Consider the following 13,362-nt stretch of genomic DNA (forward strand, 5'->3'; position numbering starts at 1 on the left):
TTTCAAAATTGTATTTTAAGTTTGTGAGACAAAAATCTCATAAAATGAAAAATCAAACTACTAAATGGGTATTGGGCCATAAAATAACCACCCACGAGACATCCGGAGACTTCGATCTGATGCTGGCAGAAACTCCCGCACAAATTCAGGGACCTCCACCGCATTTTCATAACAAATTCAAGGAATCATTCTTGATAATTGAGGGTGAAATGGAATTTTTAATAAACGGTGAAGTAAAAATTGTTAAAGCGGGAGAGTCGCTCGACATTCCGCCTAAAACGCTGCATACTTTTACCAATAATAGCAATTTACCCTGTAAGTGGATAAACATTCACAGTCCCAAGGGGTTTAAAGGTTTTTTTGATGCCGTAGGAATACCTGCTGAAATAGAAAATGCCCGTGAAAAATCCCATACTCCCGAAATTGTCCAGAAAGTAATTGAAACTGCCGAAGCATTTGATATGAACATTAAAGTTCAATAAAAAAAGCCAACGAGATTTAGGACGTTGGCACACGTTGTAAACGTGCGCCAGCTGGGCATGCGTTAAAAACGCGCGCCAGAAGAGGGTAGATTAAGGTTTATTGTTTGATTAATTTAGTATTGAAAACTTTTGTTCCATCACTAATTTTTACCAAATATAACCCACTTTGTAACTCGCTGCAATCAACGGTTCCATTCTTAGATATGGAAGCGGTTTTCACTAGCTGTCCTGTAATGGTATAGATATTCAGGGAGGTTCTTTGGTAGGTATTATTCATTTCGATTTTTAAGATATCTATAACGGGATTGGGATAAAGTCTTATAATGCCACTGTTTTCCGTATTATTGATTCCCAATAATTCATTGTTCAATCGCGCCATATGATTAATTGGGGTGCCATTAAAGGAGGTAAAATCTCCGCCAATCAATATCTTTCCATCTTGCTGCATGTAAGTGGAATCGATATATGAATCTGCGCCATCGCCCATATTAAAGGTTTGATCTATTGTACCATCGTTGTTTATTTTTGCAATATATTTGCTAGGCAATTCATTGTAAAAGTTAAAATAGCCATTGATAAGATATTGACCATCTGTAAGTTGTTTTGAATCAAATATTGTATAGTTAAAACCATTTTCTGGAAAGTTGTAAGAATCAAATGAAGTGTCTAAAGTACCATCGCTATTAAGCCTTGCCATTTGATAACGAAGTACACCATTATAAGTACTAAATGGCCCTGTGATCATTATTTTATCATTCTCAACGATATCTATTCCATAAATTTCATCATTAGCTTTAGGATTTCCACCATTAAAAGAAAGGTCTTCTGTGTTATCGGTGTTATATCGTTTAAAGAAGAATGATGATGGGTCATAGCCTGCAATTATAACTTTACCATCAGTTTGTACATCGAAATCTCTAATATTTGTTTCTGGTGCTAAATTTAAATTAAAAGAAGTATCTAAACTTCCATCTGTATTTAAACGAGCCATTCCAGAAATAATAGTTCCACTGAATTCGTCAAAATCTCCACCTATGATAATCTTGCCATCATCCTGTAAAAAAATTTTTGCCACTCTTCCAAAGGGAATGCCATCACCAGCGTCAAAAGATACGTCCATACTGCCATCAGCATTTAAGCGCACCAAATCTTTTGGGCCAACGCCACCGGTTAATATTTTTCCGTCAGGCTGAATAACTATGGAATACATAAGAGCATAAAACGTTGCGGGTGCACTAAAACTTGTATCCAAAGATCCATCAGTATTTAATCTTTTTAAATATTGATAATCGGTAAAATCCCCGCCAATTAATATTTTTCCATCAGTTTGTTGGGCTATTGTCTCTATAAAGGAATCAAGAATAGCCGGGGGGGTAAAAGTTGGGTCTAGTTGCCCATCCTGAGCAATCAAACTAAAAGATATAAATAGAAGAAAGATGAATGTATTTGCTCTCATAACAAGTTATTTTTATAGATTATTAATCTTTATAAAAATATACTTTTTCATAATAGTACCAAGAGTTGAAGAAAATTTTTAATTTAAGGAACATAAAAAAACTATTCCCTCATTTCAATAATTAATAATTTTCATCCCTCGTGCAAATTATTTCCCATAGGCATCCGCATGTACATTCTTAACCGCCCGCCCGCTTGGGTCGTTCATATTCTTAAAACTCTCGTCCCAGTCCAAAGCTACTTGGCTACTGCAGGCCACACTCGGTACGCTGGGTACCGTTAAAGCGGCCGCATCGCTGGGAAAATGCTCTTCAAAAATGGTTCGGTAGTAAAACTCTTCCTTGCTTGTTGGCGTCTGGATGGGGAATCGGTAATGGGCATTGGCTATTTGGTCGTCCGTTACTTTTTCGTTTACCATTTCTTTTAAGGAATCGATCCAACTGTAGCCCACACCATCGCTAAACTGTTCCTTTTGGCGCCACGCAACTTCTGCCGGCAGCATATCGCCAAAGGCTTCGCGAAGCACCCATTTTTCCATGGCCTGCTTGTCCTGCGGCGCTTTTTGTCCGGCCAGTATCATTTTATCTTTTGGATTTAGGCGCATGGCGACATCCATAAACTCTTTATCGAGAAAGGGTACACGGCCTTCAATGCCCCAAGAAGCCAAGGATTTATTGGCGCGAAGGCAATCGTACATATGAAGTTTGTCCAATTTTCGTACGTTTTCTTCGTGAAAATCCTTTGCCGAAGGGGCTTTGTGAAAATAGAGATACCCACCAAAAATCTCGTCGGCCCCTTCGCCGGAAAGTACCATTTTTATCCCCATGGCCTTAATGGCACGCGCCAATAAAAACATAGGGGTAGAGGCGCGAATGGTAGTAATATCATAGGTTTCCACGTGATAGATTACATCCTGGATTGCATCCAGCCCTTCCTGGATCGTAAAATGGATTTCGTGGTGCACGGTCCCCAAATGGTCTGCCACTTTTTGGGCGGCAGCCAAATCTGGCGAGCCTTCAAGACCAACGGCAAACGAATGTAGCCGAGGGTACCAAGCGCCTTCGGTATCGCCGGATTCCACCCGTTTATCGGCATATTTTTTGGCCAGGGCAGAGGTAATGGAAGAATCCAACCCGCCCGAAAGCAAAACCCCGTAGGGCACATCGCTCATCAATTGTCTTTTTACGGCGGCGTCCAATGCTTTGCGCAGGTCTTCGATGCTGGTTTCATTTTCCTGAACGGCATCAAACTCCATCCAGTCGCGGGCCCACCATCTTGTTAGTTTACCATCACTGCTGTGCAAATAATGTCCCGGAGGAAAAAGTTCAATTTTGGTACAATAGCCTTCCAAAGCCTTCAATTCGCTGGCTACATAAAATGTTCCGTCCTTGTCCCACCCCATATAAAGCGGAATAATGCCCATATGGTCGCGGGCAATCAAGTATTCGTTCTTTTCGGCATCGTATAAAGCGAAACCGAAGATTCCGTTAAGCTCATCCAAAAAGGAAGCTCCTTTTTCTTTGTAAAGGGCCAAGATTACTTCACAATCGCTTTTTGTTTGAAAGTTGTATTTTCCCTCAAATTGCTTCCGCAGTTCCATATGGTTGTAGATTTCGCCATTGGCGGCCAAAACCAGCTTTTTATCTTCAGAAAACAAAGGCTGTTTCCCCGAAGTTGGGTCAACAATAGCCAAGCGTTCGTGAGCCATAATTGCTTTTTTGTTATTGAAAATACCGCTCCAGTCTGGGCCGCGGTGCCTCAGGCATTTTGCCATGGTCAATAACTGTGGCCTTAGTTCTTCTGAAGGCCTTTTAAGATCGAATGCACATACAATTCCACACATAATTGAAAGGTTATTTGGTTAATAGTTAATAGTTAATAGTTATTCTGTTTGACATCCCGCCCCAACCCTCTCTTCAAAAGGAGGGAGCCTTTTTGTGACGAACCATTTTAAAGGTTCAGAGTTCCCCCCCCTTTGAAGGGGGCAAGGGGGATGTCAAAAAAAAAAGCCCGCCAAGTAAAAAACCTGACGGGCTGTATATCGCGACAAGTTTTTGTTACGGCAGCTCGTTATTATTATTGCTATTTAAACTGATAAAAGACATAAACTTGTTGTTTTTATTAATTGAATTGCTAATTTAAAGTAATTAATTGTGGACTTCCAAATATTTAATGAAGAAAATGCAATTAATAGTTGAAACTATAAAAAATTCGATTAAGTGCAGTTTTTAACGCAGTTTCGGAAATTCTGATGGATTTGTTTCGTGCATAATTTCATAAACCTTTTCATAAATATCTTCCAAAGAAGGTTTACTGAAGTAATCGCCATCGGTACCATACGCAGGACGGTGGTCCTTTGCAGTGAGTGTTTGTGGTTTACTATCCAAATATTTATAACCGCCCTGCACTTCTACAATGTGGTTTAAGATATAAGCTGAAGCACCACCCGGAACGTCTTCGTCTATAACCAGAAGTCGGTTGGTTTTTGCGACACTCTTTACCATATCGTGGTTAAGATCTAAAGGAAGTAATGACTGCACGTCAATAACCTCAGCATCTATGCCTGCTTGTTGCAGTTCCCTTGCGGCCTCCTCCACAATTCTTAGGGTACTTCCGTAGGAAACCAGTGTGATGTCAGTTCCTTCCTTTACGGTTTCAACAATGCCTATTGGGGTTTTGAGTTCGCCCAGGTTGTTGGGCATTTTTTCCTTTAGGCGGTAGCCGTTCAAACATTCAATTACCAATGCGGGTTCGTCTGTTTCCAGTAAAGTATTGTAAAAACCTGCGGCTTTGGTCATATTTCGCGGCACGAGAACGTACATTCCGCGAAGCAGATGGATCAAACCGCCCATTTGTGAACCGCTGTGCCAAATTCCTTCCAGCCTGTGGCCACGGGTACGGACAATCAAAGGTGCTTTTTGGGTGCCGTTGGTCCGGTAGCGAACGGTTACCAGATCATCGCTCATTATTTGAAGGCAATACAATATATAATCCAAATACTGGATTTCGGCAATGGGACGCAGGCCGCGCATTGCCATCCCAATTCCCTGCCCGAGAATGGTGGCTTCGCGAATTCCGGCATCGGCAACCCTCAGTTTGCCGTACTTTTCCTGCATGCCTTCCAAACCTTGGTTTACGTCGCCAATCTCGCCGCTGTCTTCGCCAAAAATCAACACTTCGGGATGTTTTGTGAAAATAGCATCGAAGTTATCACGAAGTATGACCCTTCCGTCAACTTCCTCGGCATCGTTAGCATAGGAGGGAAGCACCTCTTTTATGGTTTTGGCATTCTCTTTTGCTTCAGAATAGAGATGCGCACTGTATTTTGGCTGTATTATTTCGAAATAATTGGTTACCCAATCCTGCAACTGCTTCTTTTCAGCTGAATCTTCGCCCACTACATAGCGCAATGCCTTTCTGGCGGAAGCAATGATCATTCTGCGCAAAGGTTCTTTTTCAGAAGCCAGTTCGTTCTTTATTTTTTCTATGAAATTTTTGTTGGCACTATTTTCGGCTAAATTGCCAAGCAACAATACCGCTTCTTCCTGCTCTTTCTTTTGTGGGGCAAGGAAAGCTTCCCAAGCTGCTTTTTTACCGTCGCGGACCCTTTTCTTTATATCGTTTTCCATTTCGGCCAGTGTCTCTTCCGTGGCAATGTCGCTGGCTATGATCCACTCGCGCATTTTTAGATTGCAATCGAACTTCGCCTCCCATTCAAGGCGTTCCTTGCTTTTGTAGCGTTCGTGGGAGCCGCTGGTACTGTGGCCTTGCGGTTGTGTGAGTTGTTGTACGTGGATCAATACGGGAACGTGTTCTTCTCTTGCAATTTTTGAGGCACGGGTATAGACTTCAATAAGCTCTGGATAGTCCCAGCCTTTTACACGAATGATTTCATAGCCGTTTTCTTCCTCGGTGCGCTGAAATCCTTTAAGTATTTCTGAAATATTTTCTTTGGTAGTTTGGTATTTAGCATGCACGGAAATTCCGTATTCATCGTCCCAAACGCTCATGATCATCGGTACTTGCAACACCCCGGCAGCGTTTATGGTTTCCCAAAATAAACCTTCGCTGGTGCTGGCGTTGCCGATGGTTCCCCAAGCCACCTCGTTTCCGTTGATGGAGAAATTGGTTTTGTTTTCAATGCCCTTTACATTTCTGAAAATTTTGGAAGCCTGCGCCAAGCCCAATAATCGTGGCATCTGTCCCGCGGTGGGCGAAATATCGGCACTGCTGTTTTTTTGTGCCGTAAGGTTTTTCCAACTGCCGTCCTCGTTCAGACTGTGGGTTGCAAAGTGCCCGCCCATCTGTCTTCCGGCACTCATTGGGTCCGCCTTTATGTCTGTATGGGCGTAGAGCCCTGCAAAAAATTGTTCAATGGTAAGCTTTTCGATGGCCATCATAAAAGTTTGGTCGCGGTAGTAGCCACTGCGCCAATCGCCGTTTTGGAAGGCTTTTGCCCAAGCCAGTTGCGGCACTTCCTTTCCATCGCCAAAAATCCCAAATTTGGCTTTCCCCGTAAGCACTTCGCGACGGCCCAATAAACTACATTCACGGCTGGTTACTGCAATTTTATAATCGTTCAGAACGGTTTCCTTAAAATCGTTAAATGAAATCTCGCCGTTGGTCTTTGGGTCTGTCTGCATTTCAATGGGTTTTAGTTTTGCAAAAATAGCGAAATTGAGGGTGTTTCGCAACGCATAGTTATACACATCCAAATTTTTGAAAGGGAATGCTTTTTAAGTTTGATTCTTTTTAAAAGGAACGAGCCTAAGTATCAGCAACCTAAATAACAGGAGGAAAGGCAATCCGTGGAACAAAACATCAAACCAGTCTGCGGCTTGCATTCCATTGGCGCCACCGGCAATCCATTTTAATTTTCCCCATATATGCGGTTCCGGGAAGAAAGGGGCAAGGCCCAGCGTGAGGCAAAGAAGGATGATGATACGCCAATTGTTTAGTAGTTGCATTTTCGTTAATTCGTTAATTCGTTAATTCGTTAATTCGGGATTTGTGATTTCAGTTTTTGAAAATTGATTTTCTCCCCTTTAGGGGCAGGGGGTCAGGCTTGTTAATTGGTTAATTTGTTAATTCGGGATTCGTTGATTCGGGATTCGGGATTTGTGATTTCAGTTTTTGAAAATTGATTTTCTCCCCTTTAGGGGCAGGGGGCAATTCTGATTTGGCTTTGGAAATAAAAAATCCCCGGCGGACCGAGGATTCTTTTTAATGAAAAAAATTTACGCCACTTCCTTCACGGAAGCTCCGGGCGCATTCTTCTTAACAGATTCAATGCCCGTGGCAACGCCGCTTTCGGAGGCATACATTTGGCTGCTGCCTATTATCTGGCCGTTTGTAGATTTCACGTTGAAATGAAATTTTCCGTTTGCCGCTGTCTTTTTTTCGTACATCGAATCGTTGCCACAGTTGGTTTTAACAGATTCAATACCGTTCATTGCCGAAGCTTTTGAGGCGTACATCTGGCTGGAAAGGATTACCTGTCCGTTGGCCGCTTTTAACACAAAGTGAAATTTATCACCGCTTTTTTTGAGTTCAAACATAATTAGGTGTTTAAATGATTACTGAAAATTTTTCAGCTCTCAATATCGTGAAAAACGGCGTGCCTAAAAAATTGCCGAAAGTTTTTATAATAAGTTTAGCATTTATTTGAACATATCCATCCCCGGAATGTTCGGCATGCCTTCTTTTGCAACGGCGGCAATTTCGGTTTCGTTCACGTTTGTTGCTTTTTCGATGGCTTTGTTCAAGGTGAGGATTAAATAATCTTCCAATTGCTCTTTGTCTTCAAGCAAAGCATCGTCAATTTCAATCGTTTTGATCTGTCGGTTTGCGGTAAGGGTTATTTTTAGAAGGCCGTCGCTGCTGCTCTCATCAATCATTACGGTGTCCAGACGTTTCTTCGTCGCCTCTACCTTTTCTTGGGTCTCTTTTAATTTCCCCATCATTCCCATTAAATCTCCAAACATATATTTTTGCGTTTAAGTTTGTTGCAAATTTACTACTTTGCGTGGCTATTCAACAACCTTACAATGATGAAAAATAGTTTAATTGTTTCAATTGCTTGCCTTACTTTTGCCGTTGCTTGCAAAAATCAAGATACTTCAGAAAAAGATATGAAAATCACTCCCCCGAAAGCCGAAAAAATAGCCAAGGAATTAAAGGCCCATGGCGATGTTCGCATAGACAATTATTATTGGCTCAACAATCCCGAAGATGAAAAGGTAATTGATTATTTGAAGGCAGAGAACGACTATTACGAAGCAATGACCGCGCACACCAAAAAATTCAAGGAAGATCTTTTTCAGGAAATGAAGGCGCGCATTAAGGAGGATGACGAATCGGTTCCCTATAAATTGAACGGTTATTTTTACATAACCCGCTACGAAACCGGAAAGGATTACCCAATCTATACCCGAAAAAAAGGCAGTTTGGATGCCGAAGAGGAAATTCTTTTTGATGTAAACGAAATGGCAAAAGGCCATTCCTTTTACAACCTTGCGGGCTTAAATGTTTCCGAGGACAACAATCTTGTTTCCTTCGGCGTAGATACTTTGAGCAGGCGGAAATACGACATCTTCATAAAAAACCTAAAAACCGGTGAAATCTATCCCGAACGAATTCCTTTGACAACAGGAAGCGCAACCTGGGGCAGCGATAACAAAACGCTTTTTTACACCCGAAAGGATGAAAAAACCCTGCGTGCCGATCGAATTTATCGTCACACCTTGGGCACGGACCCCATTGCGGATGAACTTGTTTTTACGGAAGATGACGATACCTTCAACACTTACGTTTACAAAACAAAATCGAAAAAATTTATTGTCATTGGCAGCTACAGTACGCTAACTTCAGAATATCGTGTTTTGGAAGCCAATAACCCAATGGGCAAATTCAAAATCTTCCAACCGCGCGAAAGAGGGTTGGAGTACAGTATTTCGCACTACGGCAACAATTGGTACGTTTTGACCAACAAGGACAAAGCGCTCAATTTCAAACTCATGAAAACTTCGGAAGATAAAACTTCCAAGGAAAATTGGGAAGATATGATTCCGCACCGCGATGATGTGCTTTTGGAAGACATCGATATTTTCAAGGATTATTTGGTAGTGAGCGAACGGAATAACGGGCTTACACAAATCCGGATCAAAAAGTGGGACGGCAAAGAAGATTATTACCTTCCTTTTGACAACGAAACCTATACGGCCTATTCCACGCAAAACCCAGAGTTTGACACTAAAATATTGCGCTATGGCTACAATTCCTTGAATACGCCCGCTTCGGTTATTGATTTCAATATGGAAACCAAGGAGAAAACGGTTATGAAAGAAACGGAGGTTTTAGGCGGAAAGTTCGACAAAAATAATTATGAAACCGAGCGTTTATGGGCAACGGCTGCCGATGGCACAAAAATCCCAATGTCGGTTATTTATAGAAAGGGTATTAAAAAAGATGGTAAAAACCCAACGCTGGTTTATGGGTATGGCTCCTATGGCGCCACGATAGACCCCTACTTTTCGTCCGTGCGATTAAGTCTTTTGGACCGTGGGTTTATTTTTGCGATCGCCCACGTTCGCGGCGGCGAATATATGGGCAGACAATGGTACGAGGACGGAAAACTGTTGAAAAAGAAAAACACCTTTACCGATTTTATTGACGCTTCAAAATACTTGGTTGAGCAGGGCTACACTTCCCCGGAACATCTATATGCTTCCGGCGGATCCGCGGGCGGACTTTTAATGGGCGCTATTGCAAACATGGCTCCTGAATTATACAATGGCATTATCGCTTCAGTCCCATTTGTGGATGTGGTTACTACAATGCTGGACGATTCCATTCCGTTGACGACCGGGGAATATGACGAATGGGGAAACCCAAACGATGTGGAATACTATAATTATATAAAAAGCTATTCACCTTATGACAATGTAGCGGCAAAAGCCTATCCAAATATGCTCGTAACCACCGGGCTGCACGATAGCCAAGTGCAATATTGGGAGCCCGCTAAATGGGTCGCGAAACTTAGGGATTTAAAAACCGACAAAAATATACTGTTATTGCAAACCAATATGGATGCTGGCCACGGCGGGGCTTCCGGACGTTTTGAAGCCTTGAAGGAAGTGGCGATGGATTACGCTTTTCTATTGGATTTGGAAGGAATTAAGGAGTAATAAAAATAATTCCTTACCTTTGTCGGGTTGAAAATTTGCCCGACTGATTATTTAGGATGGCAGGCGGGATTCAGTTTTCGGACTGAGTCTTTTTTATAACGAACTCCCTCTTTATGAAAGAAGAAATAAAAGCCCACAATAATGTGTTGGAACTTATAGGCAACACACCGTTGATTAAGCTTAACAAGATTACCCAAAAGATGAAGGGTAATTATTTCGCAAAGGTTGAAGCATTCAACCCGGGGCATTCTACCAAAGACCGCATTGCACTTTACATTATTGAAGAAGCCGAAAGAAAAGGCATTCTAAAACCTGGCGATACCATTATTGAAACCACCAGTGGCAACACGGGTTTCAGTATTGCGATGGTTAGCATCATTAAGGGGTACGAATGTATTTTGGCAGTAAGTTCAAAATCCTCGGCAGATAAGATTGATATGCTGAAAACCATGGGCGCCAAGGTTTATGTGTGCCCGGCCCACGTGAGTGCGGACGATCCACGTTCGTATTATGAAGTGGCGAAAAGACTTCATAACGAAATAAAAGGTTCGGTTTACATCAATCAATATTTTAACGAGTTGAATATTGATGCGCATTACCAAACCACCGGCCCCGAAATTTGGGAGCAGACTGCTGGAAAAATCACGCATTTAGTGGCCTGCAGTGGAACCGGAGGAACTATTTCAGGTACGGCTCGTTTCTTAAAAGAGCAAAACCCGAATATAAAAGTTATAGGAATCGACGCTTATGGCTCGGTGCTTCAGAAATACCACCAAACCAAGGAGTTTGACGCCAACGAAATCTATCCCTATCGAATTGAAGGTTTGGGTAAAAACTTGATTCCAACCGCAACCGATTTCGATATTATTGACAAATTTGAAAAAGTAACGGACGAGAGTAGCGCACACACGGCCCGTGAGCTTGCAAAAACCGAAGGGCTGTTTGTAGGCTACACCAGCGGCGCTGCAATGCAGGGTTTGAAACAGTTGGAAGAAGAAGGCGAATTTGATGAAAACAGCAACATTGTTGTTATTTTTCCGGACCACGGTTCCCGATATATGAGCAAGATTTACAACGATGAGTGGATGAACCAGCAAGGTTTCTTTGATTCGGAAACCGCTGCAATCCATCAAATTGAATACGTAAAGTAATTTTAGACTTGCCTGACGGCGGGTAGGTTTACGATTTTAGATATACGATTTAAAAACCGATTGTTATTTTCAATCGGTTTTTATTTATATGATTTTCATGGGTAGGCGCGCGATTAATCGCGCGCCTACGTATTTTGATTTGGGTTGTCTAAAATCTCACGTCTAAAATCTAATATCTCACAAATAATTTAATTAATTTTGTCGCACATTTTTAACTAAAGATTTAATGAAAGATTTATTCGATAAAATCTACAAAGATAAAGGTCCGTTGGGAAAATGGGCCGAACAGGCGGAAGGCTACTTTGTTTTCCCAAAACTGGAAGGACCAATTTCCAATAGAATGAAATTTAAGGGCAAAGAGGTAATCACTTGGAGCATCAATGATTATTTAGGACTTGCAAACCACCCGGAAGTTCGAAAAGTAGATGCCGAAGCCGCCAAAAAATGGGGCTCTGCCTACCCGATGGGCGCACGGATGATGAGCGGCCATACCGATCTTCACGAACAACTTCAAAGAGAACTCGCAGCATTTGTACATAAAGAAGCAGCTTATTTGCTGAATTTTGGATACCAAGGAATGGTTTCAACCATTGACGCCCTCGTTTCAAAAGACGATGTGATTGTTTACGATGTTGATGCCCATGCTTGTATTATTGATGGCGTTCGTCTTCACTTGGGGCAACGCTTCACTTATAAGCATAACGATATGGAAAGTATCGAAAAAAACCTGCAGCGCGCCACAAAAGTTGCCGAAAAAACGGGCGGCGGAATTCTGCTTATTTCTGAAGGTGTTTTCGGAATGCGCGGCGAACAAGGAAAATTGAAGGAAATTATAGCACTTAAGAAAAAATACAACTTCCGCTTTTTTGTGGATGATGCCCACGGTTTCGGAACGCTTGGTAAAACAGGTGCCGGAGCGGGCGAGGAGCAAGGTGTGCAGGATGGAATTGACGTTTATTTTGCAACTTTTGCAAAATCTATGGCAAGCACCGGCGCTTTTATTGCCGGTGATGAAGAAATAATGAACTACCTAAAATACAACCTGCGTTCACAAATGTTCGCAAAATCATTACAGATGGTTTTGGTGGAAGGTGCCTTGAAGCGTTTGGATATGCTCCGCACCATGCCCGAACTGAAAGAAAAACTTTGGGAAAACGTAAACGCACTTCAAAATGGATTAAAAAAACGCGGCTTTGATATTGGAACCACACAAAGCTGCGTGACCCCGGTTTATTTAAAGGGAAGCATCCCGGAAGCGATGGCCTTGGTAAAAGACCTTCGCGAAAACCACGGAATTTTCTGCTCAATCGTTGTGTATCCGGTAATTCCGAAAGGATTGATTCTTTTAAGAATGATTCCGACGGCTTCACATACCATGCAAGATATTGAAGAGACTTTGGAAGCATTTTCATCTATCCGCGAGCGCTTGGAGAATGGAACTTACAAACGTCTTTCTGCAGCTGTTGCGGCGGCTATGGGAGAATAGATTTAAAAACTGAATATTTATATATTGAAAAATCCACCTTTTTTGGGTGGATTTTTTATGTTTATAAAAATAATTTGAGAAATTAATTTTATATACATTTTTTTAATTCCCCTTCTTATTTTTAGACAATTCACTTCTTAAAACTTTTTCATTAATTATATAGGTTTCGTGAAATCTTAATGTATTAACCTGAATAATTATTTCTCTTATTTCTCCAGAATTTAATTTTATTTTTCCTAAATCAATATTAATACTATCGGAAGTGTTGCTTGCATAAAATTCATTGTTAGTCAATTTTAATGAATATTCGTCAGGAATAACATAGAAATCAGATTCCCCGAAAAGATCACGCAAATTTGCTTCGTATTTTATTAATGAACCATCAAGTTTAGCACTGAATAAATAAAAATCTTCAGGTATATCTGATGCATCCGAATTAGTTAACTTAATTATTAAACGTGTATAGTTAGTTTCATTTGTAAGCTTCCCTTAAAACCGAACTGTTTAAAAGTAGAATAATTATCTTAATTTTAAACAGTATTATGAGACGAAGTAAATTTTCACCGCAACAAATTGCAAAGATTTTAAAAGAATTCGACAAC

The 13,362-nt window shown here is 41.3% G+C and carries 11 protein-coding genes; 4 read left to right on the top strand and 7 right to left on the bottom strand.

What is annotated here, in order from left to right; all coding sequences use genetic code 11:
- Positions 1–44: 44 nt before the first annotated feature.
- Positions 45–482, top strand: coding sequence for a cupin domain-containing protein (locus POV26_RS11230; RefSeq protein WP_272856568.1), 438 nt, complete (start codon positions 45–47; stop codon positions 480–482).
- Positions 483–579: 97 nt separating this feature from the next.
- Here POV26_RS11230 and POV26_RS11235 read toward each other — a convergent pair whose 3' ends face one another.
- From POV26_RS11235 to POV26_RS11260, 6 genes are all read right to left on the bottom strand, one after another.
- Positions 580–1,938: a T9SS type A sorting domain-containing protein gene (locus tag POV26_RS11235; protein WP_272856569.1), complete on the bottom strand. Its 1,359-nt coding sequence runs from the start codon at positions 1,936–1,938 to the stop codon at positions 580–582.
- A gap of 147 nt (positions 1,939–2,085) precedes the next feature.
- Positions 2,086–3,780 carry an asparagine synthase B gene (gene asnB, locus POV26_RS11240; RefSeq protein WP_272856570.1) on the bottom strand — a complete coding sequence of 565 codons (1,695 nt, stop codon included), beginning with the start codon at positions 3,778–3,780 and terminating at the stop codon, positions 2,086–2,088.
- Positions 3,781–4,165: 385 nt separating this feature from the next.
- Positions 4,166–6,580 (bottom strand): alpha-ketoacid dehydrogenase subunit alpha/beta, encoded by a 2,415-nt coding sequence (locus POV26_RS11245; protein WP_272856577.1) that lies wholly within the window; start codon positions 6,578–6,580, stop codon positions 4,166–4,168.
- A gap of 93 nt (positions 6,581–6,673) precedes the next feature.
- Entirely contained in the window at positions 6,674–6,904 is a 231-nt protein-coding gene (locus tag POV26_RS11250; protein ID WP_272856571.1) for a hypothetical protein, read from the bottom strand.
- A 270-nt stretch (positions 6,905–7,174) separates the two neighbouring features.
- Entirely contained in the window at positions 7,175–7,495 is a 321-nt protein-coding gene (locus POV26_RS11255; RefSeq protein ID WP_272856572.1) for a YegP family protein, read from the bottom strand.
- 102 nt (positions 7,496–7,597) lie between these two features.
- Entirely contained in the window at positions 7,598–7,921 is a 324-nt protein-coding gene (locus tag POV26_RS11260) for a YbaB/EbfC family nucleoid-associated protein (RefSeq protein WP_272856573.1), read from the bottom strand.
- 66 nt (positions 7,922–7,987) lie between these two features.
- Between POV26_RS11260 and POV26_RS11265 the strand changes: the two genes are divergently transcribed.
- From POV26_RS11265 to POV26_RS11275, 3 genes are all read left to right on the top strand, one after another.
- Positions 7,988–10,123: a S9 family peptidase gene (locus tag POV26_RS11265; RefSeq protein ID WP_272856578.1), complete on the top strand. Its 2,136-nt coding sequence runs from the start codon at positions 7,988–7,990 to the stop codon at positions 10,121–10,123.
- A gap of 113 nt (positions 10,124–10,236) precedes the next feature.
- Positions 10,237–11,274 carry a cysteate synthase gene (locus POV26_RS11270; RefSeq protein ID WP_272856574.1) on the top strand — a complete coding sequence of 346 codons (1,038 nt, stop codon included), beginning with the start codon at positions 10,237–10,239 and terminating at the stop codon, positions 11,272–11,274.
- A 226-nt stretch (positions 11,275–11,500) separates the two neighbouring features.
- The gene (locus POV26_RS11275) at positions 11,501–12,760 is read left to right on the top strand and encodes a cysteate-C-fatty acyltransferase (RefSeq protein ID WP_272856575.1); all 1,260 of its coding nucleotides are present in this window, start codon (positions 11,501–11,503) and stop codon (positions 12,758–12,760) included.
- Between the two features lie 102 nt (positions 12,761–12,862).
- Here the strand turns inward: POV26_RS11275 and POV26_RS11280 are convergent, their stop codons facing one another.
- Entirely contained in the window at positions 12,863–13,114 is a 252-nt protein-coding gene (locus tag POV26_RS11280; protein WP_272856576.1) for a hypothetical protein, read from the bottom strand.
- Positions 13,115–13,362: the final 248 nt, after the last annotated feature.

Source organism: Aequorivita todarodis (genome assembly GCF_028561335.1).
In the GTDB taxonomy this organism is placed as follows: Bacteria; Bacteroidota; Bacteroidia; order Flavobacteriales; family Flavobacteriaceae; genus Aequorivita; species Aequorivita todarodis.

Excerpts from the sequence above, each read along its gene's own strand:
- POV26_RS11230 (WP_272856568.1), top strand. The coding sequence starts at position 45 with ATGAAAAATCAAACTACTAAATGGGTATTGGGCCATAAAATAACCACC.
- POV26_RS11235 (WP_272856569.1), bottom strand. The coding sequence starts at position 1,938 with ATGAGAGCAAATACATTCATCTTTCTTCTATTTATATCTTTTAGTTTG.
- asnB (WP_272856570.1), bottom strand. The coding sequence starts at position 3,780 with ATGTGTGGAATTGTATGTGCATTCGATCTTAAAAGGCCTTCAGAAGAA.
- POV26_RS11245 (WP_272856577.1), bottom strand. The coding sequence starts at position 6,580 with ATGCAGACAGACCCAAAGACCAACGGCGAGATTTCATTTAACGATTTT.
- POV26_RS11250 (WP_272856571.1), bottom strand. The coding sequence starts at position 6,904 with ATGCAACTACTAAACAATTGGCGTATCATCATCCTTCTTTGCCTCACG.
- POV26_RS11255 (WP_272856572.1), bottom strand. The coding sequence starts at position 7,495 with ATGTTTGAACTCAAAAAAAGCGGTGATAAATTTCACTTTGTGTTAAAA.
- POV26_RS11260 (WP_272856573.1), bottom strand. The coding sequence starts at position 7,921 with ATGTTTGGAGATTTAATGGGAATGATGGGGAAATTAAAAGAGACCCAA.
- POV26_RS11265 (WP_272856578.1), top strand. The coding sequence starts at position 7,988 with ATGAAAAATAGTTTAATTGTTTCAATTGCTTGCCTTACTTTTGCCGTT.
- POV26_RS11270 (WP_272856574.1), top strand. The coding sequence starts at position 10,237 with ATGAAAGAAGAAATAAAAGCCCACAATAATGTGTTGGAACTTATAGGC.
- POV26_RS11275 (WP_272856575.1), top strand. The coding sequence starts at position 11,501 with ATGAAAGATTTATTCGATAAAATCTACAAAGATAAAGGTCCGTTGGGA.